At 66.0% G+C, this 24,845-nt stretch carries 21 protein-coding genes and 1 tRNA gene; 11 read left to right on the top strand and 11 right to left on the bottom strand.

Annotated elements, in window-relative coordinates:
* Positions 1-258 precede the first annotated feature (258 nt).
* A complete protein-coding gene (locus tag LTT66_RS03730; RefSeq protein WP_233063795.1) occupies positions 259-1,155 on the top strand; it encodes an alpha/beta fold hydrolase in 897 nt (298 codons plus the stop codon).
* Positions 1,156-1,201: 46 nt separating this feature from the next.
* On the opposite strand, the gene LTT66_RS03725 is transcribed toward LTT66_RS03730, so the two are convergent.
* Entirely contained in the window at positions 1,202-2,593 is a 1,392-nt protein-coding gene (locus LTT66_RS03725) for a WS/DGAT/MGAT family O-acyltransferase (RefSeq protein ID WP_233063792.1), read from the bottom strand.
* Between the two features lie 196 nt (positions 2,594-2,789).
* Here LTT66_RS03725 and LTT66_RS03720 point away from each other — a divergent pair, with 196 nt between their 5' ends.
* From LTT66_RS03720 to LTT66_RS03710, 3 genes are read left to right on the top strand one after another with little or no spacing between them, the layout of a single operon-like run.
* Positions 2,790-3,692, top strand: a complete 903-nt coding sequence (locus tag LTT66_RS03720) for a metal-dependent hydrolase (RefSeq protein ID WP_233063790.1) — start codon at positions 2,790-2,792, stop codon at positions 3,690-3,692.
* A 2-nt stretch (positions 3,693-3,694) separates the two neighbouring features.
* The gene (locus tag LTT66_RS03715) at positions 3,695-4,792 is read left to right on the top strand and encodes a PDR/VanB family oxidoreductase (protein ID WP_233068980.1); all 1,098 of its coding nucleotides are present in this window, start codon (positions 3,695-3,697) and stop codon (positions 4,790-4,792) included.
* Between the two features lie 30 nt (positions 4,793-4,822).
* Positions 4,823-6,595: an SDR family oxidoreductase gene (locus LTT66_RS03710; protein ID WP_233063788.1), complete on the top strand. Its 1,773-nt coding sequence runs from the start codon at positions 4,823-4,825 to the stop codon at positions 6,593-6,595.
* A 1-nt stretch (position 6,596) separates the two neighbouring features.
* Here the strand turns inward: LTT66_RS03710 and LTT66_RS03705 are convergent, their stop codons facing one another.
* Complete coding sequence (locus LTT66_RS03705) at positions 6,597-7,109, bottom strand: glycine-rich domain-containing protein (protein WP_408638741.1); 513 nt, start codon at positions 7,107-7,109, stop codon at positions 6,597-6,599.
* Positions 7,075-7,416, bottom strand: a complete 342-nt coding sequence (locus tag LTT66_RS03700) for a hypothetical protein (RefSeq protein WP_233063785.1) — start codon at positions 7,414-7,416, stop codon at positions 7,075-7,077. Before LTT66_RS03700 ends, LTT66_RS03705 begins: the two co-directional genes overlap by 35 nt.
* A gap of 227 nt (positions 7,417-7,643) precedes the next feature.
* Here LTT66_RS03700 and LTT66_RS03695 point away from each other — a divergent pair, with 227 nt between their 5' ends.
* Positions 7,644-8,639, top strand: a complete 996-nt coding sequence (locus LTT66_RS03695) for a zinc-binding dehydrogenase (protein WP_233063783.1) — start codon at positions 7,644-7,646, stop codon at positions 8,637-8,639.
* Between the two features lie 64 nt (positions 8,640-8,703).
* A complete protein-coding gene (locus LTT66_RS03690; protein ID WP_233063781.1) occupies positions 8,704-8,868 on the top strand; it encodes a hypothetical protein in 165 nt (54 codons plus the stop codon).
* Here the strand turns inward: LTT66_RS03690 and LTT66_RS03685 are convergent.
* Entirely contained in the window at positions 8,853-9,302 is a 450-nt protein-coding gene (locus LTT66_RS03685) for a nitroreductase/quinone reductase family protein (protein WP_195065337.1), read from the bottom strand. The genes LTT66_RS03690 and LTT66_RS03685 overlap by 16 nt on opposite strands.
* Before the next feature lie 113 nt (positions 9,303-9,415).
* On the opposite strand from LTT66_RS03685, the gene LTT66_RS03680 reads away from it, so the two are divergent.
* The 3 genes from LTT66_RS03680 (at position 9,416) to LTT66_RS03670 (ending at position 11,742) form a co-directional block, all read left to right on the top strand.
* Positions 9,416-9,489, top strand: a tRNA-Ile gene (locus LTT66_RS03680).
* A gap of 231 nt (positions 9,490-9,720) precedes the next feature.
* Entirely contained in the window at positions 9,721-10,368 is a 648-nt protein-coding gene (locus tag LTT66_RS03675; RefSeq protein WP_233063779.1) for a VanZ family protein, read from the top strand.
* Between the two features lie 1,047 nt (positions 10,369-11,415).
* On the top strand, positions 11,416-11,742 hold the full coding sequence (locus tag LTT66_RS03670; RefSeq protein WP_233063777.1) for a hypothetical protein: 327 nt from the start codon (positions 11,416-11,418) through the stop codon (positions 11,740-11,742).
* Positions 11,743-11,983: 241 nt separating this feature from the next.
* On the opposite strand, the gene LTT66_RS03665 is transcribed toward LTT66_RS03670, so the two are convergent.
* The 3 genes from LTT66_RS03665 to LTT66_RS03655 all read right to left on the bottom strand — a co-directional run bounded on the left by LTT66_RS03665 (position 11,984) and on the right by LTT66_RS03655 (position 16,849).
* Positions 11,984-13,417: an aminobutyraldehyde dehydrogenase gene (locus LTT66_RS03665; RefSeq protein ID WP_233063775.1), complete on the bottom strand. Its 1,434-nt coding sequence runs from the start codon at positions 13,415-13,417 to the stop codon at positions 11,984-11,986.
* Positions 13,418-14,557: 1,140 nt separating this feature from the next.
* Positions 14,558-16,123, bottom strand: coding sequence for a zinc metalloprotease (locus tag LTT66_RS03660; RefSeq protein WP_233063774.1), 1,566 nt, complete (start codon positions 16,121-16,123; stop codon positions 14,558-14,560).
* A 561-nt stretch (positions 16,124-16,684) separates the two neighbouring features.
* Positions 16,685-16,849, bottom strand: coding sequence for a hypothetical protein (locus LTT66_RS03655; protein ID WP_233063773.1), 165 nt, complete (start codon positions 16,847-16,849; stop codon positions 16,685-16,687).
* 141 nt (positions 16,850-16,990) lie between these two features.
* Here LTT66_RS03655 and LTT66_RS03650 point away from each other — a divergent pair, with 141 nt between their 5' ends.
* Both LTT66_RS03650 and LTT66_RS03645 read left to right on the top strand, forming a co-directional pair.
* Complete coding sequence (locus LTT66_RS03650; RefSeq protein ID WP_233063772.1) at positions 16,991-17,803, top strand: helix-turn-helix domain-containing protein; 813 nt, start codon at positions 16,991-16,993, stop codon at positions 17,801-17,803.
* 176 nt (positions 17,804-17,979) lie between these two features.
* A complete protein-coding gene (locus LTT66_RS03645; RefSeq protein WP_233063770.1) occupies positions 17,980-18,171 on the top strand; it encodes a hypothetical protein in 192 nt (63 codons plus the stop codon).
* 322 nt (positions 18,172-18,493) lie between these two features.
* On the opposite strand, the gene LTT66_RS03640 is transcribed toward LTT66_RS03645, so the two are convergent.
* The 4 genes from LTT66_RS03640 to LTT66_RS03625 all read right to left on the bottom strand — a co-directional run bounded on the left by LTT66_RS03640 (position 18,494) and on the right by LTT66_RS03625 (position 24,797).
* Positions 18,494-19,468 carry a hypothetical protein gene (locus LTT66_RS03640; protein WP_233063768.1) on the bottom strand — a complete coding sequence of 325 codons (975 nt, stop codon included), beginning with the start codon at positions 19,466-19,468 and terminating at the stop codon, positions 18,494-18,496.
* Between the two features lie 608 nt (positions 19,469-20,076).
* The gene (locus LTT66_RS03635) at positions 20,077-21,792 is read right to left on the bottom strand and encodes an ABC transporter ATP-binding protein (protein ID WP_233063765.1); all 1,716 of its coding nucleotides are present in this window, start codon (positions 21,790-21,792) and stop codon (positions 20,077-20,079) included.
* Complete coding sequence (locus LTT66_RS03630; RefSeq protein WP_233063763.1) at positions 21,789-23,690, bottom strand: ABC transporter ATP-binding protein; 1,902 nt, start codon at positions 23,688-23,690, stop codon at positions 21,789-21,791. The genes LTT66_RS03635 and LTT66_RS03630 overlap by 4 nt, the downstream gene beginning before the upstream one ends.
* A 177-nt stretch (positions 23,691-23,867) precedes the next feature.
* Entirely contained in the window at positions 23,868-24,797 is a 930-nt protein-coding gene (locus tag LTT66_RS03625) for an alpha/beta hydrolase (RefSeq protein ID WP_233063761.1), read from the bottom strand.
* Between the last annotated feature and the right edge of the window lie 48 nt (positions 24,798-24,845).

Raw genomic sequence — 24,845 nt, 5'->3', positions numbered from 1 at the left:
GCACCTGTCCGGCTCTGTCGCGCGAGCCCGGAACGGCTACGGCACGAACCTTCGCCTCGGTGCCTTCCGGATAGCGCCTCCCGGACGGGCGGTGCGCGAATGTCGAGGCGGTCGCGCTGACCATCGAACGGAACGGTGCCGGGCAGGCTGGTCCGCATCGCCGGGACGACCGCGCGCCCGCCCGGTGTGCGGCTGTGCCATGATCGTATAGAACGCGTTCTAATCATGTCCCCGATGTGACCGCTCGGGAGGTGCGCCATGACGAACTCCGGCCGAAGCGTGACGCGGTTCGGCGGACGGTTCCGGGTGCCGGACATCGCCGAGGTGCCCGGCGGCCGCCTGGTCGATCTGCCGGGGCGGGGCCGGACCTATGTGGTCGACATTCCGGGACCGGAGCACGCACCCGCGCTGGTGCTCCTGCACGCCACTGCCTGCACCGCCTACCTCACCTGGTTCCCGTCGCTGGCGGCGCTGGCCCAGCGGTACCGGGTGATCCTGTTCGACCAGCGGTGGCACGGACGCGGCATCCGCTCCGAGCGTTTCACCCTGGAGGACTGCGCCGACGACGTGGTGGCGGTCCTCGACGCGCTGCACGTCGACCGGGCCATGTGCGCGGGGTTCTCACTCGGCGGAATCGTCAGCCTGCTGGCCGGGCGCCGTCATCCGGACCGGGTGAGCGGTCTGGTGCTCTGCGCGACACCCTATCGATTCCGGGAGAAGTGGCGCGAGCACGCTTTTCACCGGACGTTCGGCGTCTTCGCCGCCGCGGTGGGGCCGTATTCCTACCGTCGTGCCGAGAAGCTCGCGGGCCGTCTGCCCGAGCTTCCGCAGGTCACCTGGACCCGGGGGCGATTGGATCGCTGGGCGCTGGACGAGTTCCGCAGCACCAGCGGGTGGGCACTCACCCAGGTTCTCGCCGTAGTCGGGCGCTTCGACGCGACCGCGTGGTTAGGGGACCTGACGATGCCGACAGCGGTGGTGATCACGACCCGGGATCGGGCGATTCCGGTCTATCGGCAGATGGAGATGGCGACCATGATCCCGGGAGCGAGCAAGCACCTGGTGGCGGCCGGGCACGCGTCCTGCGTGCTGGAGGCCGATCGTTTCGTGCCCGTGTTGCTCGAAGCCTGCGAGACTGTCGCCGCGAAGATCTGAATGGTGCGGTCCTGCCCGGCGGCGGTGGCGGACAGGGAACCGGCGCTCAGCCCGATTTTCGCGCCGCGGAGAGCAATTCGGCGACCCCGCCGGGCACGGCGTCGGCGAGCGCCGCGAGATCGGGCACCAGTTCCTTGCACGCGATGAAGCCGAAGTTGAGCTTGTCGTTGTTGGACAGCACGGTGACCGTCAGGCCCGCGCCGTGGAACACCGGCCCGAACGGATACATCCCGTCCACCCGGACGCCGAGGAAGTACAGCGGCATCGGAGGGCCGGGCACGTTCGACACCACCAGGTTGTGCACCACCGGGTGCATCTCGGCCAATTTGAGCGAGGAGTACATCCGCGCGGCGAGCCGGAAGGTGTTCGGCGGGGCGTATTTCGACCAGTCCTGCAGGAAGTCCGCGCCCATCGCTTCGTGTTCTTCCTTGGCCCCGCGATTGTTCTCGGCCACTTCACGCAGGCGTTGCACCGGGTCGGCGACGTCGGTGCCGAGCCGCGCGAACAGCGTGGACACCTTGTTGACCCCCGCCGTGTGCCGGGTCGACTCGTGTACCGACACCGGAACCGACGCGATGAGCGAGCGGTCCGGCAATTCGTCGCGTTCGGCCAGATAGGTGCGCAACGCACCGGCGACCACGGTGAGCACGACGTCGTTCACCTTGACGCCGAACGCGGAGCGGATCTCCTTGATGGCGTCCAGTTCGGCGTCGGTGAACGCGACCGCGCGATGCGGAGTGATGGCGAGATTGAACGGCGTGCGGGGCGCGGAGAACGGTATCGCCATGCCCGCCTTGTTCTCGCGGCGGCGCTGCGCGAATCCGGCGACCACGCCGACCGTCTTCGGCAGCATGCCGACGATGCCCGCTCTGGCCGGGAACTTCACCACCGCTTCGGCCAGCATCTGCCAGTCGTTCGGTTTGGGCTCGGGGCGCCACTCGTCCTCGGGCACGGTCTTCGTGACGCCCGGCTCCGGGTCGCACAGATGCATCATCAGGTTGGCGCCGGTGATGCCGTCCACGGCGGCGTGGTGGTATTTGGAGACCACCGCGACCTTCCCGTCATCGAGACCTTCCACCACGGACATCTCCCACAGCGGGCGGTCGCGGTCCATGGGACGGCTGGCGATGTCCCCGACGAGTTCGGCGAGTTCGCGGCGCCCGGCCGGCGCCGCGATCGCGATGCGGCGGACGTGATAGTCGAGGTCGAAATTCTCGTCCTCCACCCAGACGGGGTGGTCGAGGTTGAGCGGCACCTCGTACACGCGGCGGCGCATCTGCGGAATCAGGGGAAGTCGCCGGGCTAGTTCGGCCTTGAAGCCCTCGAACGAGTAGTCACCCGACGACGGGTCGAGGATCAGCAGCGCGCAGACGTGCAGATGCTGGGTCCCGGTTTCGAGGTAGAGAAAGCTGGCATCCAATCCGGTCAATCGTTCCATAGCAAAAGCCTACTAGAACGCGTTCTAGTTTTGTGCCGGAAACGGCCGGTGTGACGACTGTCGCGAAGTCGTGTCACCGTACAGCGCCGGGTGCCGCTTTTGTGTGTTACTGAAAGTTCTACATATGTGTATAGTCCTTGCTACGGACATGTAGGAATCGCGCGCGATGGCGGCGAGCGAGGATCGAGGAGTATCGATGAAGCTACTTCGCAGGGCCGGGCGTCGGCCCGATACGGACCCTGGCGCCGTGGCGCTGCACGCCCGCAACGTGCGATTCGACTGGGCGGGCACGCCGCTGCACTGGATGCCCGCCGAGCCCATCGCCTCGCACCTGATCAATTCGCTGAATCTGCTTCTGCCCGAGGGCGAGCGCATGTTCTGCGCCGCGTATGCCGAGGCGCTGCCGTACGTGCGGGACGAGAAGCTGCGCGAGGCGATGCTCGGGTTCATCGGTCAGGAATCGATGCACGCCGAGACGCACGACAGAGTGCTGCGCGACGTGCTCGCCGTGCACGGCATCGATCCGGAGCCCTACCTGCGACAGGCCGAGTACCTGTTCCGCCGGACACTCGGGCCGAGGGATGTCGAAGGCGTCGCCGAGCGGCAGGTGATGATCGAGCGACTGGCCTTCATCGCGTGCCTCGAGCACTTCTTCGCCTACCTCGGCGACTGGGTGCTCAACGCGGATCTGGAGCGGTTCGGCGCCGACCCGCGCATGGCGGACCTGTTCCGCTGGCACGGGGCGGAGGAAGTCGAGCACCGCCACGTCGCGCACGACGTGGCGGTCTATTTCGGCGCCGGATACGTGCGGCGGGCGGGGCTGATGCTGCTGGTGTTCCCGATCTTCCTGACCTTGGTGGTGCGCGGCACCAAGTTCATGGTCCATCAGGACCGCGACCTGCCCGACCTCGACTATCCCCGGTTGCTCGCGCGAGTCTTCGGCGCCATGTGGCGCGGCGCGTTGCCCGGGGTCCCCTCGCTGCTGTGGAGCGCGCTGAGCACCTTCAAACCGGGCTACAACCCGGAGACGGTCGGCTCCACCGCGCAGGCGGTGGCCTACCTGGCCAAATCCCCGGCAGCGCAGGCGATCGCCTCGTGAGGCTGCCCGTTCCCGACCGGCTTCCCGCGGACCTGTTCGGCAAGCGTGATCGCGACCGCGCCGTGCGGGTGCTCGACGCGGTGGCCTCGGCGCGACTGCGCTGGACCACCCTGGTCAACCGGCGCGATCCACGTCCGAGGGTGGACGATCGGCGGCTCGCGTTGGTGGTCACCGAGCGGCGGATCGAGGCGCGCGACCAGGACGTGGTGAGCCTGGTACTGGCCGCGCCGGACGGGCGCGTGCTGCCGCCCTGGCGTCCCGGCGCCCACCTCGACCTCGAGCTGCCCTCCGGCCGGCTGCGGCAGTACTCGCTGTGCGGCGACCCCGCGGACGTTCGGGCCTACCGGGTGGCGGTGCGCCGCATCCCGGAAGGCGGCGGTGGTTCCGTGGAGGCGCACGAGGCTCTCCCGGTGGGGTCGCCGATCGTGGTACGCGGGCCGCGTAACGCGTTTCCGTTCGCCGTGCCCGGCCACGGATCCCCGGCCGCGCGTTTGCATTTCGTCGCGGGCGGCATCGGAATCACGCCGATCCTGCCGATGGCGCGGTTGGCGCACCGGCTCGGGATCGAGTGGACGATGGTGTACACCGGGCGCAGCCGCGACACCTTGCCGTTCCTCGAGGAGATCGCGGGATTCGGCGACCGCGTCGTCGTACGCACCGACGACGAGCAGGGGCTTCCCGACGCCGCCGCCCTGCTGCCCGGCGTCGGCCCCGACACCGCGGTCTACTGCTGCGGCCCGGTGCCGATGATCACCATCATCGCCGAAACCGTGCGCGAAATGCCCTATGTGGAATTGCATTCCGAACGGTTCTCGCCGCCGCCGATCGTGAACGGCAAGCCGTTCGAGATCCAATTCGCCTCCACCGGGGAGGTTCTCGAGGTCGCTGCGGACCGCAGCGCGCTCGACACGATCCTCCAGGCCCGGCCCGACCGCCCGTACTCGTGCAGGCAGGGCTTCTGCCGCACGTGCAAGATCCGGGTGCTGGCAGGCGAACCCGACCACCGCGACACCGTGCTCACCGCCGCCGAACACGAGGCGGGCGAGATGCTCGTCTGCGTCTCGCGCGCCGACGGTGGGCGACTCGTGCTCGATCTGTGACCCGACCACGGTCAGTCAAGGAGAAACCCGATGACCACTACCGAACCGCTCCCCGCGGTCGAACGCACCGTGTGCAGCGGCGAATTCGACCTCGCCGTCTACGAATACGGTGATCCCGCCGCGGAAACCGTCGTGCTGGTGCACGGCTGGCCCGATACCCACCACCTCTGGGACGCGGTGGTGCCGCTGCTGGCTCGCCGGTTCCATGTGGTCGCCTACGACACCCGCGGGCACGGGCGCTCCACCCGCACCCGGCGCACCGAAGACTTCCGGCTCGACCGCCTGGCCGCGGATTTCTACGCCGTCGCGGACGCCGTGAGCCCCGACCGGCCCGTGCACGTGCTCGCGCACGACTGGGGTTCGGTGCAGGTATGGGAAGCGGTGTGCGAGCCGCGTGCGGCCACCCGGGTCGCGTCGTTCACCTCGGTGTCGGGGCCGAACCTGGACCACATCGGCAAGTGGATTCGCAACCGGCTCTCGCGTCCGACGCCGCGCAACATATGGCAGCCGTTCACGCAGTTGCTGTCGTCGGCGTACACCTTCTTCTTCATGACCCCCGCGCTGCCGCGCGCCGCCTTCGGCCTGATCGGTACCGAACGCATCTGGCGGCGGGTCGTCTCGATCATGAACGAGACCGCGCCGTCGAACGTGCGTCTGGGCCCGAGTTTCCGCGCCGACCTCGTCGACGGCTTGCTGATCTACCGCGCGAACATCGTGCAGCGCATGCTCGCGCCACGTGAGCGGCACACCGAGGTGCCGGTGCAGCTGATCGTCGCGGGCCGTGACGTCGCCGTACGTCCCGCGGGGTTCGACGACGAACACCGGTGGACCGAGCGGCTGTGGCGGCGGGATGTGCCCGCCGGGCACTGGATGCCGTTTTCGCATCCGGAGCTGCTGGCCACCGCGACCACGGAACTGATCGACACGCTGGGCGGCGCGGCGCCGCCCCGGACCTTGCGCCGGGCCGAAACAGGCCGGGCCGCAAGGCCGTTCGATGATCAGCTGGTCGTCATCACGGGTGGTGGCAGCGGCATCGGCCGTGCCACCGCGCTCGCCCTGGCTCGCCGCGGCGCCGAGATCGTGCTCTCCGACATTGATCTCGCAGCGGCGAAGGAGACCGCCGAGCTGATCACCGCCGGACACGGCGTGGCGCACGCCTATCAACTCGACGTCGCCGAGGAAGGCGAGATGCAGGCGCACGCCGCGACGGTGCTGGACAACCACGGCGTCCCCGACATCCTGATCAACAACGCCGGGATCGGCCAGGCCGGTGCCTTCTTCGAGACCTCGGCGGCCGACTTCGACCGGGTGCTGCGAATCAATCTCGGGGGCGTGGTGAACGGCTGCCGTGCCTTCGGGCCCGCCATGGCCGAGCGTGGCCTCGGCGGGCACATCGTGAACCTCTCCAGCATGGCGGCCTACAGTCCGCAGCAAGGATTCAGCGCGTATTCCACCAGCAAGTCGGCGGTGTTCATGTTCTCCGACTGCGTGCGCGCCGAACTGGCCGCTCGCGGAATCTCGGTGCACACGATCTGCCCGGGCATCGTGCACACCAATATCGTGGCGCGCACCCGGTTCTCCGGCGTCAGCGCGGAGGAGGAGAAGCGCAAACAGGAGCGTTACGACAACCTGTACCGGATGCGGCGTTACGGCCCGGAGAAGGTGGCCGAGCAGATCGTGCGCGCCCTGCAGCGCAATCGCAGCATCGTGCCGGTGACGCCGGAGGCCCACCTGCAGTATCACTTCGGGCGGCTCGCGCCCGCCGTCGTGCGGTTCCTGGCGGCGCGGGTGAAGCTGACCTGACTCAGGAGGCGAGGGTTCGGGCGAGTTCGGCCTCGACGGCCACGACTCGCTCGAGCCCGATGCCCCACGGGTGCTCGACACCCACCCGCCGATCCAGATCCCAGAGCACGCATTTCTCGCCCGGAGCCGCTACGAACGACCACGCCACCACGGTGCGGCCGAGTTGCTCGGCCATGGTTCCGTGCGAGTCCACCGGCGGCCCGGCGCCTTCCGGGAAGTGATGCAGGAAGCGGCCGTAGGCTCGCGCGCAGAAGTCGGCGTAGCGCTTGGTGCACAGGATGAATCCGTGCCATGCCTCGTCCACCGCGTGCGATGGCATGCCGATCACCTGGTCGTCGCGCATGGCGGCGCCGCAGCAGAGCAACCACTGCCGCAATCCCTTCTCCACCAGCTCTCGTGGTTGCCAGGGGCAGGTCTTGTAGACGGCCTCGGGCAGTTCCAGGGCGTCGACGGCGGCGCGCACGGCCGCGAGGTCGATCTCACCCGCTGGAGATCTGCGGAACCTGAAGTTCACCACAGTTCACTGTACGTGCGTGCCGATCGGCCGCTACCGTCGTGACATGAGCGCACTCATCGTTCTTTTCATCCTGTTGATGGTGCTGCTCCTCGTGGCGGTTCCGATCATCGTCGTAGTCGTCGTCATCCGCTCGCAGCGCAATCAGTTCCTGCCGCCGCCACCCTATGGTCCGTGGCGCGGCGGGAATCGGAGCGGAGGATATTACGAGGGGGGATCCACAGACCCGTTCTGGGCAGCCGGCGGCGCCGGTTTGATCGGCGGGTTCGACCAGCCGCACGGCGGTGGGGGCGGGCATCACCACCATGGCAGTAGTTGCGGCGGCGGAAGCGGTAGCAGCTGTGGCGGCGGAAGCAGCTCCAGCTGTAGTGGCGGCAGCAGTTCCAGTTGCGGCGGGGGCAGTAGTTCCAGCTGTGGCGGGGGAAGCAGTAGCAGCTGCGGCGGCGGTTCCTGACGCAGGATTTGACCTCAACCCTTCTTAAGGTTCCATGCTGATCTTCGTCCGAGACAGCAAGAAACTACGAAGGGTGTGTCATGCGGGCTGTACAAGCCGATGAGTTCGGTGGACCGGAAGTACTCGTGGTGCGCGAGCTGCCCGATCCGGTGGCCGGACCGGGCGAGGTGGTCATCGATGTGGCCGCCGCGGATGTGATGTTCCTGGACACCCGGCTGCGCAGCGGCTGGGGCACCGACTTCTTCGCGATCGAGCTGCCCTATGTGCCCGGCGGCGCCGTCGCCGGGGTGGTGGCGTCGGTCGGCCCCGACGTCGACCCGGGCTGGCTGGGCAAGCGGGTGTCGACGCCGACCGCGGCCAGCGGCGTCGGCGGCGGCCTGCCGATCGGCGGATACGCCGAGAAAGCGCTGGCCAAGGCGGACACCCTCGTCGCTCTGCCCGACGGGCTCACCCCGACGCAGGCCGTCGCGCTCGCCCATGACGGCAGGACGGCGCTCGCTGTCTTCGACCATGCCGCCGTGCAGCCGGGCGAATGGGTCCTGATCACCGCCGCGGGCGGCGGACTGGGCATCCTGCTGATCCAGCTCGCCCGTGCGGCGGGTGCGAACGTCGTCGCCGCCGCGCGCGGCGCCGCGAAGCTGGAACTCGCCGAGCGGCTCGGCGCGAGCGCGGTGGTCGACTACTCCGCCCCCGACTGGGCGGCGAAGGCACGCGCCGCGACCGGGGGAGCGGGCGCGCACGTCGTGTTCGACGGGGCGGGCGGCGCGCTCGGCGAGGCCGCGCTCACGGCCGCCGCGGACGGTGGGCGTTTCCTCGGATATGGCGCTGCCGCAGGGGAATTCGCCGCTCTGGACCGGGAGGACGCGGCGGCGCGCGACATCACCGTCTATGGGCTGTTCGATATCACCGGCGCGGATATCGATTGGCAGGCGCTGGCCCGGCGGGCTCAGGAAGAGGTCGCGGCGGGGCGCTTGCAGGTGGTCATCGGCCAGACCTTCCCACTCGACGGAGCGGATCGGGCGCATGCCGCCATCGAGTCCAGGGCGGCGGTGGGGCGCACTTTGTTAACAGTGTGAACAAAGCGACGAACTGGACAATCGACGTAGTGCGCGGTTCGAACGACGGCGCTAGGGTGCCGGGGTGGAAACTCTGCTCGTCGTCGGTATCGTCATCGTGGTCCTCGGCTTCGTAGTCGCTGTAGTGCAGTTCGCCAGCCGGCCACCGAAGGAAGCCGAGCCGTGGGACGACCATGACGACGTCGAGGACTACGAGGACGACTGGGACGAGGATTATCGCGACGACTGACCCCGCCCGGCGGGGGTCAGTACCACGACCGCGATGGGCCGCTTGGTCAGCTTTTGATAAGCGCTGTAGCGACCCCGATTCACCTTGTCGACGATCGCCCACCGCCGGGCGTAATCGGGATCATCCGGCAGCGTCGCCCGGGCCCGCACCGTCAGTTTCCGCCGCCCGACCTGGATCTCGCATTCCGGTCGCGCTTTCAGGTTCGCCAGCCACCCCGGGGGCCGCGGCGACCCGCCGTTGGACGCCGTCACCAGATAGTCCCCACCGTCGCGCGCGTACGTCAACGCCGAAGTCCGCTCCTTACCGGACTTGCGCCCCACCGTCCGCAACAGCAGCGTCGGATTGCCCAGCAGCAGCCGATGCCCCACCAGCCCGCCACTGTTCTCGTACACCCACTGATGCGCCTTCAGCACCTTCGTGAACAGACCGGCCATACCTGACCCTCCAGTAAGTTTCCGACCCGCCCACCCTAAGCGATCCCCCTCCGACTGGTCCCCGACCCACCGAACCCGGTAGCATCCCCAACGCTCGCGGTTCCCCGCGGCATGGGGCGGTAGCTCAGTCGGTTAGAGCCGTGGACTCATAATCCATTGGTCGCGGGTTCGAGCCCCGCCCGCCCCACAAATATCTCTGATCTGCGAAAACGCTGAACTCTACAGCTGAGTTGATCTAGAACAGCGCTCCGGCAGCAATGGATTTTGCCGATAGGTCGGGCTTGGGGCTGGAACCTGGACGGCATCCGAGAGCTTGCGGAGGACCATTACGACGCCTGGCTGGTGTGTGCGGTGTGGGTCGTGTGGACGGTCTGTCGAGCCGACCTGGGGCGCAGATGATCTGAGTGATACTGGCGGTATGAACGGGACATGGGAGGCGTGGGGTGGGGTCGCGATCGCCGCGATTACCTCGATACCGCTAGCCGGTCTCGCGGCCTGGTGGCTGGCTGGGCGGCGCGGGTGGCGTGCCGCGCTATGCGACGTCGGGATGGTGACGGGTACCGCGCCGTGGTTGTGGATGGTCCTCACGCCGACGGGAACGGGCCGTTCGGTGACTCTCGTGCCGTTGCGTGATCTGGCCGAGGTACTGGCCGACGACAGGGTAATCGAGCAGTTCGGTGGGAATCTGCTGGTCTTCGCCGCACTCGGCTTCCTGTTGCCGGTGCGCCGAGCCTGGTTCGCCCGCTCGTACCGCATCCTGTTGGCGGGAGCGGCAGCTTCGATCGCGGTGGAGACTGTGCAGTTCGCCCTCGCTATCGGCCGTCACTCATCCGTCGACGACGTGCTGGTGAACGCGGCCGGTGCATGCCTGGCGGGCCGGCTCTCACGACAGTTGTGGGCGCCGCGCGCGGTGACCGACCGGTCCGAGCCAGCGCTACCTGAAGAGCCGAAAGGGGCATCGTCTCCGAGCAGGATGGTCTCGGCCAGCCCACCGTCCCCGAGTATGAAGATCATCGACAAGCGTGTGGCCGCTGGGTCGACGCGAACCATCCGCGATGAGCCGTGAGAGCGACACAGCGGCGGCGTGGGGTGACGAACGCAACCGGCACAAGTCGGGCTGCCTGTTGACCATCAACGGGTAGCGTCGCTGACGCTTGAACGGCTCGCGCGGTGGCTGACGATCGAGCAAGCAATCGTGCTCAGATCGAAGTTTGGGACACCTGGCTACAGCAGACTTCGGCGGTCGAGAACGGTCCGCCCCGGTGTGCAGTAGGTCGAACTACGCCGTCGACTATCGTAAGGCTGTCGGAGTTCCGAATTGATCTCACAATCCATTGGTCGAGGGTTCGAGCCCGCCCGCCCCACAAATACCCGCTGACCAGCGGGTTTTGTTTTCGCGGTTGTTCGCGGACACAGGTTGCCGCTGCGGTGAGGTCGCCAACCCGGCCGCGTCGTCTCAGCAGATGCTGGAACGCCGCGCCGAGGCCGCCGGCATCGAGCACATCCACCCTGCTGCGCCACTAATTTTGGAGTGCACCATGGGCCGTTGTCGCCGGAGTACGCACGCGGCCGGTACCGGTCGCTGCTGTGCTTCAAGTACCCCGGGGCGGAGGAGAGGGCACAATCAGTGAAACATCGCTCGGTACAACCCATCTGACTTCCCGCGACTCCGAACAGGTTCGAATTCGCCGCCGATTGGTTCGGTGCGAAAGCAGATGGAGAACTCTACCGAATCCACCCGACGGCGGCACGTTCCTTCCCACCTGGCTCCGACATGCCGGAGCCATTCCCATCACTGGCGGATGTCGTCGGCGAATACATACTCGGCAGTGCCGATCGAGGTCCTTGATTGCAGGAGCGCTGGATGTGGGAGAGCCTGAAACGGGCGGTCGTGGGGCCGGAGTTGCCCTCCGAGCCGACGCTCCGGTCGGTTCCGACTCATAGCCGGTTCGGCACCGCGCGATTCATCGAGCTGTGGTATCCCCGAAGCGTCACGGTCGAAGTTGCCGGCGCACCGCGGCTCACTGTGCGGGACGAAGGCCTGCCGCGCCGCCTCGCTACGAGTGTGGTCCCACCGAGGATCCTTGCGACCAACCGACGAAGCGTGACGCTCATGGTCGAGAACGATCCGGCGGTCATCTCGGCGGGCAAACGCGGCATGCGACGACGCACATACCGATGCGACGCGCTCGTGCGAGGAGTCGCTTACCGACTGATCCCAACTGGACCCAAGCGCGCCACACTTTTCGCGGGGGAGTTCCCTGTCGGTCGGTTCAAAACGTCGAAGGTCAATCACCCACCCGAAACCATCTTCTGGGAACCGACAGCCACGCCACAGGACGTCGTCGTCGGAATGCTGCTCGGCTCGGCACTCGGCATCGGCGCCAACGGATTCTTCCGAAACCTCCTCCGCGACCTCGACTTCGTACCCACCCCTTGAATCGGGGGAGTAGAGCCTCGGATTTGTTCCCGACGATCCGGGGCTCGGGCACCTTCTGAGCCAGGGGGGAACGCAGCTTCGGTAGCTGGTTGCGATGTAGGTAGCCGCGAACCGTAGCGCGGCAAACGGCGGGCTGGCTGCGATACACCGCTCGTCGAAATCGGTGGCGGATTCGAGCCCCGCCCGCCCCATAGAATGACCTCTGAGCTGTGCAAACGCTGAAGTCTAATCAAAGGAGTGGCTAGTCGATCTTGGCCATCACATGCTTGACGCGGGTGTAGTCCTCCAGCCCGTACATCGACAGGTCCTTGCCGTGCCCGGACGACTTGAACCCGCCGTGCGGCATCTCGGCGATCAGCGCGGTGTGGGTGTTGATCCATACGCAGCCGAAGTCGAGTGCGGCCGACACGCGGAGCGCCCGGGACAAGTCCTTGGTCCATACCGAGGAGGCCAGGCCGTATTCGACGCCGTTGGCCCATCGGATCGCCTCGTCTTCGTCGGTGAACGCCTGCACGGTGATCACCGGGCCGAAGATCTCGTTCTGGCTCAGCCGGTCGTGCTGAAGCAGCCCGCCGATGACCGTCGGCTCGACGTAATACCCGTGGTCGCCCTGCCGGTTCCCACCGACCACGACCGAAGCGTGATCGGGCACCTCATCGAGGAAGGCGAGCACCCGCTGTAGTTGGTTGGCGTTGTTGACCGGTGGAACCCAGGCTTCCTCGTCATCGGCCGCCTTGCCGAAAGTCGTTGTCGCGCTGCTGGCTTGCTCGGCCAGCGCCGCGGTCAGATCATCGGTCACCGACGCGTGACCGAGCACCCGGGTGGCTGCCGTGCAATCCTGCCCGGCGTTGAAATAGCCCGAGGCCGCAATGCTTTTGGCGGCAGCGGCGATATCGGCGTCGGGGAACACGATCACCGGCGCCTTGCCGCCCAACTCCAGATGCGTGCGCTTCAGCCGGCCGCCGGCCGACTCCGCGACCGCACGGCCCGCGGCCACCGAACCGGTGATCGACACCATCTTCGGGGTCGGATGCGCCACCACTGCCGCGCCGGTCACCCGGTCACCGGTGACTACGTTGAGCACGCCTGGCGGCAGGTGTTCGGAGGCTAGTTCGGCCAGCATCACCGTGGTCACCGGGGTGGTGTCGCTCGGCTTGATCACCACCGTGTTGCCCGCCGCGATCGCGGGAACGAACTTCCAGATCGCCATCATCATCGGGTAATTCCATGGCGTCACCTGCCCGATGACGCCGATCGGTTCCCGGCGGATCCACGATGTATGGCCCGCGAGGTACTCGCCGGCCGACTTACCCTCGAGAACCCGCGCCGCCCCCGCGAAGAACCGGGTCTGGTCCAGCATCTGCGGGATCTCCGCGGCCGAGGTGAGGTGGTTCGGCTTGCCGGTGTTTCGGCCCTCTGCCTGGACAAGCGCGTCGGCGACATTCTCCAGCTCGTCGGCGAAATCGAGCAGCGCCTGCTGGCGTTGCGACGGCGTCGTGCGCTTCCAGTCGTGGAACGCCCTGTCCGCCGCTGCGTACGCGTTGTCGATGTCCTGTTCGTTGGACGCCGGGGCGGTGCCGTACTGATCGCCAGTGGTGGGGTCGATGAGCGCCATCGTCGCACCGCTGACCGAGTCGACGAGCTTGCCGTCGATGAAGTTCTGGACCACTGTCATGATGGGGCTCCTCGGTTGCTTTTGTCCGCAATCCGCTGGCGCGGGCGTTCGGTCGCCTTGACGTCTGATCGACTCGTCTGCTACTGCCAGTCCAGTAAGATTTCGATGTATCGATCACCGATAAGGATTGAGCTTACTCTTTGTTACTGCTGAGGACGATGCAGTCGGAGCCTTGCTGATTTGCGATTATCGGCATAGTTTCAGTCTCTCACTGAGACGCCCTTTTCTCTGCTGCAATGTGATTCGGTTTCCGAAAACATATGTGCCACTGCCCCTTTCGGGCTGGTAGCGTACAGTGGGAGTCAGGTGGTAATGTTGGATCGCTGTTGCGTTCGCGAGCCATGAAAACGGTCGACAGAATTTGAGCGCCGATAGGTCCCCGCGGCAAACCAAGCGGCTCTCGAAGCTCCTGAGCTATGGCTCTCGGCATCGCATCGGAACTCCTAATTCGACTACCAGGTTTCAGGGAGAACGCTGCCGATAGATCATTTATTGCTCACGGGTGGCAGACTACCTGTTGTACGACTTTATGGACGAAGGGTCGGTGAAAGCTCGATCCGCGGGCGCTCAAGAAGACTTCACTCCGGCATTCCCTCGCAATGAATTGGGTGGACAGTGTGCTCGTCCGACTGCCGGACGTGGTAAATCGCTGCCGCTGGAAAGCTGCGCCCACCATCGCCGGACACCCTGATTGATCGGAGTAGAACCTGTGTGGTGTCTAGCGCGGCGGAGAACGGCGTGCTCGACTCGGTTTGCCTCATCGAACCGGCTGCATCGATGCGGGCCGAGCTGGTGACTGGCCGATGATGCCCGCCGTGCTCGATGCCATCGCGGTGCCGCGGCTGACCGGTGATCTGCCGCGGCGCCGTCCTACCCGGCTACTCGCCGACGAGCCTTACTCATCGGCGAGTAATCGGTCCTGATGCGTCGCAGGCGTATTCACGCTGTCATTACCGAACGCGCCGACCAGATCGCCCACCGGACGGCGAGACCGCGTCGGGGGGGGGCGACCGCCCAGGTTAGACTCAATCGCTTACTGGCGGCGCAACGTCGTTGAACGCGCCTTAGCTGAGGCGGCTCGCTGAGTGGTAGCGATCTCGGACGCGGCCTTGCTGTCAGAGATAGACGTCGGCGCTTCGGTTAGCCGGCGCGGAATACGTCTGTCGTGCCATCGCCCGTGAAATCGCCGAACGCCAAGTCCGCGACACGGTACTTGGAGGTGTTGATTTCTTTCCATTTTCCGGTTCCGCCTTCGGAGATGAACCAGTTGGTGCCGTCGGCGCGGAAGACGTCTGTTTTGGCGGTGCCGGTGAAGTTGCCGAAGGCTAAATCTTCGATGCGGTACTTGGAGGTGTTGATTTCTTTCCATTTTCCGGTTCCGCCTTCGGAGATGAACCAGTTGGTGCCGTCGGCGCGGAAGACGTCTGTTTTGGCGGTGCCGGTGAAGTTGCCGAAGGCTAAATCTTCGATGCGGTACTTGGAGGTGTTGATTTCTTTCCATTTTCCGGTTCCGCCTTCGGAGATGAACCAGTTGGTGCCGTCGGCGCGGAAGACGTCTGTTTTGGCGGTGCCGGTGAAGTTGCCGAAGGCTAAATCTTCGATGCGGTACTTGGAGGTGTTGATTTCTTTCCATTTTCCGGTTCCGCCTTCGGAGATGAACCAGTTGGTGCCGTCGGCGCGGAAGACGTCTGTTTTGGCGGTGCCGGTGAAGTTGCCGAAGGCTAAATCTTCGATGCGGTACTTGGAGGTGTTGATTTCTTTCCATTTTCCGGTTCCGCCTTCGGAGATGAACCAGTTGGTGCCGTCGGCGCGGAAGACGTCTGTTTTGGCGGTGCCGGTGAAGTCGCCGAAGGCTAAATCTTCGATGCGGAACCTGGAGACGTTTATTTCCTTCCACTTCCCTGTTCCACTTTCCGAGACGTACCATGCCGGCGGTTTGGGATAGATTGATGAAGCGAATCCTGCGTCCTGATCATTGATGTCGGTGCCACCCTCGACGGCAATACCATCTCGCATAATGGATGCCGGTAGCCAGTAGCACATGATGGAATGCGGATCTGCCTGCTCAGTTGCGATGAGCGCCGAGTTCTCCAGTGGGGTCAATACTTGTGAGATCACCATTTGCTCTGACCAGCCAAAGCGCGTGGCAAAGAATTGGATAGCTTTGTCTCTGTCGATGCGATTTACAATCTGCGAGCGCTTATGCTCGTGCGGAAACCCCAGCGTGTGCCCCGTCTCGTGCCGCACAACGCGGAAGAATTCGGAATCCGGGAAACTCATCGTGAAGCCCTCGAGGTTCATCGTTGGATTCCCTGCTTCAACCTGAAGGATGTCAGTCCCAAGAAATGACCAGAATCCACCTTCTCGGCCATCGGCGCGAGCGATGCGCACTTGTCCGTCGACCGCTGTCTCCCGAAAGTTCACATTGGCCCAGGTCCCCCAGCTGTTCATGTGCGAGAGGATTCGAGACCGCAGGTCGGCGGCAGGATTATCGAGGAACTGTACAGTTAGCCGTACCCCATTGCTGCCCCAGTACTTACCGGTTAGGGCGGCAAGATGACCCGGGTCCATGACCGCATCAGGGACCGCAAGTTCGAGCATCTGTAACGCCGGCGCGTTGGCCGGGTTGATCCCGCTAGCTCGTTCGGCGGCGACGGGCCAAACCTCCTCCGGGAGGAGCTTGATCAAGCAGCTGTTGTTGTTCATTTGCTTCTCCGTTCTTGCAGTGATTCTTCTTGTCAACTGAGTCAGCAGCCCCGTCCGGGTTGCTAGCATGAAACTGACATTTTCTAGAATCACTTGTAGATACGCTCTTGGCGTGAGTAGTGGCTACCCGCATTAGATGATCATGGCTTTATAATGGATGCAGGTACGGCCGGAGTAGCTGATCGGCGGCCTGGTGCGCCGGAGGGTAGATCGCTCGATGGCGGGCGCTAACGCCACTAAAACGCCGCTACCAGACGCTGGTCACCCACCATTGGGTATCCCATGGCCGCCGTCGGCGGGTGCTCATCTTCAGCAAGTGGCCGGTCAGTCGCTTCCCGGTACGCCGGTTGTTGTCACGTTGCGTAACCGGCTAGCGACCCTCTCGCCCTTCCGTGGCTTGGCCCTCCGCATCGCGCTCCTGGAGATACCGCTGTGCAGAAAGCTTGTGCGGGCACGCCGGGGTGCAGGTCGCGTGGAGCTTGAACAGGCCCTGCGCGTGCTGCTCATCGGCGGGACGATTGCTGTCCTCGCAGTAATCCTGGACCCATGAACGCCGTGTCGTCATCGCTGCTCGTCCTTCAATCGCGCGAAGATCTCACGCGCCGGTACCGACTCGTGCGGATCGTCGCCCAGCTGAAGTAGCCAGGGAAGAACCCAGAACACAAGGATGAGCAGCCCGCCGACAGCGGCTATGACGATCAGGACGGTTGCGAGCTCTGCGGTCATTCGGTGACCCTTCGGTGCGTTGTGGTGGTCGGCGGGCACCGGGCGTCGGGGATTCGGGGGTCAACCCGACGCCGGGGCCTGCGGATACCTCGGCCTGGGTGAACCCATGCGAAGCGGCACATCGTGTGTCACCGTGGAGGCATGGACGACGCCGGGATCGGGGAACGTACCGCCAGGGCGCGCAAACTCGCTCGGCTTACACAGTTACAGCTTGCGCAGAGGGCGAACGTGTCGCTGCTGCGCAAGGTCGAGCGAGGCACACGCCCCGCCTCGCCCGCGTTCATCGCGGCCGTGGCCGGTGCCCTCGGTGTGAACATCGAGGACCTGACCGGACAGCCCTACACCCCGGCGCGCGACGACGCCGGGGCTCACGCCACGATCCGCGAGTTGCGCCGAAAGATCCTGGCGTTCAACGACGAACCGCTGAGCGCGCCGACCACCTTGGAAGAGCTGACCGCGGCACTGCATCGGGTTCAGGAGAGCAGGCGCCGGGGCCGGTACGGCGACCACACCGCCGAACTGCCGGACGTGATCCACGGTTTGCACGTGCTCGCGAGCGACGAACCTCCCGGGCATCGGCTGGAGACTATCTATTCGACGCTCGCCTACGCCTATAACAGTGCGTCGTCGATCGCCTATCGGTACGGCTACCTCGATCTCGCCGGGTTGGCCGCAGAGCGCTGCGTGTGGGCCGCTGAACGCAGTGGTGACCCGGCGTGGCCGATCGCGGCGGAATACCATCGTGCGCTCATTCTGCTGTACTCCGGCGCGTACGCCGGTGGGCTGCGGGTCGTTGAACGTGCGCATGCCGTCAGCGAGAAGCTGCCCACAACACCGGAGTCCTCGCGGTACGGGGCGCGTTGCACCTGCGGGGAGCGGTACTGTCGGCCCGTGCGCTCGACGCCGAAACCGCCGACGCGCATCTGCGGGAAGCACGTCGGATCGGACAGGTGATCAGCTCCGATCGGTATCAGGAGTACGGGACCGGGTTCCATCTGCCGAACGTCGCAATCCACTCTGTCGCGGTGCCCGTAGAGTTGTCCGATGGTACGACCGCGGTCGCACGCGCCGAGCAGATTCGGTTACCGGCATCGGTATCGCCCTCCCGCGCAGGGCATCACTGGATCGACGTGTCTCGCGCGTGGTTGCTCCACGGGGATAAGCATCGTGCCCTCACCAGTCTCGACCAGGCGCGCCGGCTCGCGCCGGGGCTGACGCGCAACCATCCCCAAGTCCACGAGACCGTGCGCGTACTCGCCCACGCCCGCCGCGGAACCGACGACCTGGCCCGATTCGCGAAGTGGGCCAACGTCAAGATTTGAGCTGTCCGGCGCCCCAGGTGTGCTTGGCCCGCCGTTTGATCGACACATGAGCGAGCGTTCAAGATTTCGATCGCACCGCAGAGCGGACCTGAACCTGCAATCAAGGTCGCGCAGTTTCTATTGTCGATGATCGCCGCTCGGTAGGTGCCGACGCAGGGATCCGCTATCGATGCGTCGTTCAGTCGAAGCGCCACAGGCTGTGGTGCAGATCATTGTTCGAAGCCTGCTGCCCAGCACACGGGGCCTGACAGTCTCTCATCGCGGCGGCGCGACTTCGTAGGCATGACACTGCGCCGCTGCCATAGTTACGCTACGCAGGGTGTCAGTGGGGGTTCGGTGCACGTTCTGGGCACTGCCATGGCACATCTTGGGGTTGGGGGTTGTCTTCGGCGACTTTTTTGAAGGCGCTCGATCGTGAGACGCTGACGATGGAGTTGTCGGCTGGAACGATGACCGCGAATCCGTTGTCCTGGGACCATTTTGCGGGCACAAGTACCCATAGGTCGCCGCGGGCTACGAGGACGCGGAAACACTGGTAGCGGAATCGTGGAGGCTGTTGCGGTTGGGCCTCGACCAGTGTCTCCGCTATCAGGTTTCTCGGCACGTCCAAACGTTCGTCCGTTACGACGGAGACGACGGACTCTCTCGTCCAGAGTTCGTGGGCAGAGGTTTGGGCGGCGTTGTCGCCGAGCCGGGTGGCGAAGGAGTTCATCACGGCGAAGAGGGCCAGGAGGCTGACTGCGATCGCGATGGTTTGGTTGACTCGTGTGGTCGGTGCCGCTCTACGTGTACCCTGCTCGGTCATCGATGCGGACAGGACCCAATAGCCGACCACAATGAGAAGTCCACCCAATCCGAGCGTGGTGGGTGAAAACGCCCAGGAAATGACGGGGGACTTGGGCGTGAGCCAGGGCACCACTACTCCGGTGATACCGGTGGTGATGAAGACTGCTCCGAGCGTGAGGATGGTTCGGCCGGTGTTGCGAACCAGGCGTGGTCGTTGTCCGCTCCGGATGAAACGTCCTGCGTAGGTGCCTACCCAGGCAGCTGAGAACCACCCGACCAGCAGTAGTAATAGTGGTGCGTACAGCACGCTGACGCTCCCCACTACGTAGTCGCTGGAGGCGAAGCCGAGGGCGTCGCAGTCGACGCCGAAATGGGCCAGTTTCTTGCGGGTGTAGACGTAGCCGAAGTAGTAGCACAGCGCCGTGATGATCGTGGTCGGGGCGACGACCGCCCCGATGAACCCCACCCATCGTTGGAGCATCGCCGGGGACGCGGCTGGCTGGTCGGTCATCTCACGGACCTTCTGGCGTGCCGTTGGGTGCGGGCGTCGGCCCACCGGGGATGACCTGCGTGGTCGGCGGAGTGCCCGTTTCAGCCGGTTCCGGGGTCCTGCTCTCTGGCAGCGGTGGAGTGGAAGGGCGTACGTAGCCTCCCGGAGTAGGTGGTCGCCCACCGGGTGTACGGGTATCGAGCGGTTCCGCAGTCGGGAACCTATTTCCGTCAGGTATCGGCACTGGAGACGACGGCGACGCTGGAACAGAATCTGCGGGCGAAACCGTCACCCCGGGCTGCGTCGCAGCCGGCGTAGATGTCCCCGAAGGGGAGGCCGACTTGGGCGGTGGGGGTGGGTCGATGTTGTTGCCTTCGCAAGCCGTGAAAACGGTCGCTGAGAATCCGAGCACCGAAATCTTCGCGGCAAACCAAGCGGCTCTCGCAGGTCTCGAACTATGGCTACTTGGAGATCGCATCGAAACTCCTGATTCGACTACTCATGCTCAGGGAGAACCCTGCCAGTGGAAACTGGATTGCTCACGGGTAGCCAGCTACCTGTACTTCGGCTTGGTGGACGAAGGGGCGGTGGTAGCTCGATCTGCGGACGCAGGTCACACTCGTAATGACTCATTCACTCGCTACCGGTACCCGGGACAATTTCCAGAAGTCGGCGTAATGCCCTCCGTGACGCAACAGCTCCTCGTGACTGCCCTGCTCCACGACCCGGCCGCCGTCCAGGAAGACGATCTGGTCAGCGCGTTGCACGGTCCGAAGACGGTGCGCCACCATCACCACCGTCCGCCCCGCCATCAGGCGCTCGATGCCCTCGTGGACGGCTGCCTCGTTCGTCGGGTCCAGTGCGGAGGTCACCTCGTCCAGCAGCACGATGGGCGCGTCCTTCAGCAGCGCTCGGGCGATCGAGACACGCTGACGCTCGCCTCCCGACAGGAGTGCGCCGCCTTCGCCGACGTTCGTTGCCCATCCGTCGGGCAGTCGCTCGACCACTTCGTCCAATCGCGCCGCGGCCGCTGCCGCCCGGACCTCGGCGTCGGTGGCGTCGGGACGGCCGAGTCGTACGTTCTCCTCGATGGTGCCGTCGAAGAGGTAGACATTCTGGAAGACGATGGCGTACTGCGCCATCAGCGCCTCGGTGCTGATGGCCCGGACGTCCACACCGCCCACGCGCACCGCACCCTTATCCACGTCATAGAACCGTGCGAGCAGTTGCAGCAAAGTGCTCTTACCGGCCCCCGACGGCCCGACAACGGCGAGGCGCCGGCCCTCCGGCACGGACAGCGACACGTTGTCGATCACCGTGCGGCCGCCATGCTGGAAGGTGACGGACTCGAACGCCAGAGCGTGGCCTTTCGGCGGGATCGGTTCGAGAGCCTCCGGTAGGGGCTCGGTGCGCAACACCATGTCGAGGCCGGCCAGCCCCACCCGCGCGCCCCGCAGTTGGCCGCCGATTTCCGAGAGCGAAAGCAGCGGATCCGCACATCGGGCAGCCAGCACCAGGATCGCCAAAACCTCTGCTACACCGATGTTCCCGCCGAGCGCGAGGTAAGCGCCCAACGCGAGCAACGCGGTGAACACGGCCTGCACGGTGAGCGTCAGGCCCACGATGCCGGGCAGTGCCGACAGCATGGAACGGCGGGCCGCGCGCTCGAGTCCCGACAGTGAGTCGTCGAGCAACCGGAAGCGTTCGGCGGTCCGGCCACCGGCGCGCAGTACGGGCTGGGCCTGGAGATATTCGATGACTCTTCCCGTGGCCTCCTTGGTACGTTCGGTGCGCTCCGCGTCGGCAGCGGCCATCGAGCGCCCCGTCCAGATCTGGATCGCCGCCACGACCGGTACGGCGGCCAGCGCGGCCGAGCCCATCTTCCAGTCGAAGGCGAGCATCACGAGCAGGATCGTCAGCGGAGTAGCCACGGCGGAGATCAGAGGCGCCAGCAGATGAGCGATCACGCTCATCGCTTGCAGCACACCCTCGCTGGCCAGGACCGACACCTCCCCGACGCGACCGGCGGTGAACCAGCCGAGGGGCAATCGAGCCAGGCGATCGCCGAAACGGTGATAGACACCGCGCAGCAGCGTGGTCCCGACGCGGAAACCGGACAGATCGCTGCGATAGCGCAGCGCCGCATAGCCGGCGACGGCCGCTCCGAACGCGATCAGCCAGGGGCGGGCGTCCGTGGGCGTGCTTCCGAACAGTGCCCGCAACACCGGAACCAGCAGTGCGTAGGACAAACCCTCGGCTATCGCGGTTGCCGTCATCAGGGCGACCGTGCGGCGCACGGGCTGGGCGTACTCGTCTCCGAGCACGCGCAATAGCGTTCGAATCATCGGGGCTCGTCTCCTTGCAGTGTTCGATCGGTGTCGTGCGCGGTGGCGATCCGCCTCCATGGCCCGAGTTCACGCCGCAGCACGCCACCCAGGGTTTCGGCCCCATCGGTGAACGTGACTCGGTGGGATTGCCAGAATTCGGCGAATTTGCCGTTGCGCGCCAGCAATTCGGCCGGCTTGCCGCGTTCGACGATCGACCCGTTCTCCAGCAGCACGACGGTGTCGGCGTCGGCGATCGTCTCCAGGCGATGGGCGATGACCAGGATCGTCCGATCGCCCGCCAGCGTCGCCAGTGCCCGGCGCACCGCCTGTTCGGTGTGCGGGTCGGCGAAAGCGGTCGCTTCGTCGAGCACGAGAACGGGGGTGTCGGCCAGCAGTGCGCGGGCGAGTGAAATCCGCTGCGATTCACCGCCGGACAGTTGAACGCCCGCACCGAGCACCGTGTCGTAGCCGTCGGGCAGCTCGAGGATTCGATCGTGGATGTTCGCCAGCTGGGCGGCGCGCACCACGGCGGCGCGGTCGGCATGGGGCACTGCCAGGGCGATGTTGTCCGCGACCGACGCGCGCAGCAGGCGAACGTCCTGGAAGACGAACGAGACCATCCGGTAGAGCTCACGCCCGGCGACTTCGCGGAGATCGACTCCGCCCAGGGTCACCGAACCGTGGGCCGGGTCGAAGAACCGCGGCAACAGCTGCACCAGCGTGGATTTGCCGCTCCCGGACGGTCCGACGATCGCGGTGACCGTGCCCGGCTCGAGGACCAGGTCGATGCCACGCAGTACTTCCCGACCGGCGTCGTACCCGAATCGCACGTCACGCAGTTCCACCCGGTGGCCCTGTGGCGCGACCGGGCGCGCGGGCTCCGGCAGCGAGGGCACGGCGAGCACGTCGCGGATGCGCTCGACGGCGCGGCGGGCGGCCTGCAGATCGTCGAATCCGTGGCCGAGTGCCGCGATCGGAGCGGTCAGGCCGAGGCCCAGCAGCAGGAACGGCAGCAGGTCGGCCGGGGGGAGCGAACCGTCCGTGATCAGAACCGTCCCACCGATCAGGACGATCAGCAGCACGAACGGCGGCGACAGCACCACCTGCATTCCCGCTGCGATCCCGGCGAGACCGTGCACCATCCTCAGAAATGCGTCCGCGAAATCGTCTGCGGCCATCCGGAATTTCCGGTGCGCACGCTCGCCGGAGCCGAACGCCTTCACCACCGAGATGCCCTGCACGAACTCGACGGCCGCGTTCGCGATCCGGCTCATCCCCGCGTCGAACTCCTTCTGCTCGCGCAGCCGGGTCGGGGTCATCATCAGTGGCACCAGCGCCACGGCCAGCACCACCGGAACGAGCGTGATCAGCGTGAGCCGCCAGTCGATCGTGAACAGGTAGATCAGCGACACCAGCGGCACCACGAACGCGGCGACCAGATCGCCGGGAGTGTGGGCGATGAGCGGGTGCACGGCACTCACGTCTTTACCGACGATCTTCGCCAGCTCGCCGGAGCTGCGCCGGGCGAACCAGCCGATCGGTACCCGGCCCAGCCGCGCGGCCAGTCGCCTGCGGAATGCCAGTTGCACCCGGCTGTCGAGCAGGTGCCCGATGCCGGACGACGCGGCCGTGAACAGCAGCCGGGCGAACAAGCCGACCGCGCCCGCGAGCACGATCATCCAGACATGACCGTGATCGATCGGCCCGGGTGCCAACAGTGTTCGACCCAGTTCGACGACCGCGAGCAATGGCGCCAGGCCGGCGATGGCGCCGATGATCTGCAGGACGACCACGGCGGCGAACCCGCCCAGATAAGGGCGCAGAAGTGCCGTCACGCTGTTTTGCGCCGAGGAGTCGACATCTGCTGGGGGTGGGGTGGACTGCTCCCTCGCCTCCGCGAGGTCGATGGTGGTCATCGTTCTCCTGTCTTCGTCAATCTCTTCGCGCTGGATAGCGGCGGGTTCGTGTGCGGTCGCGTGCGCCCATGGATGGAGCCGACGCGGGTCGGTCGGTCAGCCGTCGTTGCCATCGAGCCCCCGGGGATCCAGAGCAAATCTTGACAGTGGAAAGATAAGTTGGTGCGCGCAAACTTGTCAATGTCTAGATTCCGAGTAGCTCGTATCCCCGGCCAGTGCTCGGCGCAGCGCTGCGGCGAGTTCGGCGGTCTGGCGCTGGGACACCTGAGCGGACAGGATCGCCTGCGATCCGTGGAACGTGCCGGGCCACTGGTGCAGCTCGACCGGTACGCCCGCCCGCAGCAGGCGCAGGGCGTAGTCGATGTCTTCGTCGCGGTTCGGGCAGAATTCCGCGGTGGCGATGTAGGCAGGTGGCAGGCCGGACAGGTCGGTGGCCCGCGCCGGGGCGGCGTACGGCGTGGCGGGCGTGGAACCCAAGTAATGTCCCCACATTTGGGCGACCTTGGCGCGAGTCACGAAGGGTGTGTCGGTGAAATTCCGCGCCGACCAGGACTGCTGCCGGTCGTCGAGGACCGGTTGGTTGAGCAGTTGGAAGCGGATCGGCGGCCCCTGGTGGTCCCGCGCCCGCAATGTCACCGCGGCCGCGAGTCCCGCGCCGGCGCTGTGGCCTCCGATCGCGATCCGCGCCGGGTCGATGCCGAGCTCGGCCGCGTGCTCGGCCGTCCAGGTCAGCACCGTGTAGATGTCGTCATGCGCGGCGGGGAACCGGTGTTCGGGGGCCAAGCGGTAGCCCACCGAGATCACTGTGGCGCCGGAGCCCTTGGCCAGCAGCGCGCCCCACGGATGTTCGGTGTCCAGATCACCCATGACGAATCCGCCGCCGTGCAGCCACAGGATGGCGCCCTGTGCCCGGTGCGGCCGGTAGATCCGGATCGGCACATCGGAATCGCCCGGCACCGTGCGATTTTCGATCTCCAGGTCCGCGGTGTCCGGTACGGCGACCGCGGCGGACAGCGCCGCGAGGTTCGCGCGGGCGGTGAGCGGGTCGCTCAGATCGGCCGGGGGGAACAGCGGGAGGAATGCTTCGAGTTCGGGATCGATGATCATGCCGACGATCGTCGCGTCCGCCAGGCCTGCTCCGCTTCCGGCGACAGG

This window comes from Nocardia gipuzkoensis (assembly GCF_021183645.1).
Classification (GTDB): Bacteria; Actinomycetota; Actinomycetes; order Mycobacteriales; family Mycobacteriaceae; genus Nocardia; species Nocardia abscessus.
The sequence above is the reverse complement of the archived record's forward strand: the minus strand, read 5'-3'. Positions and strand labels throughout refer to the sequence as shown.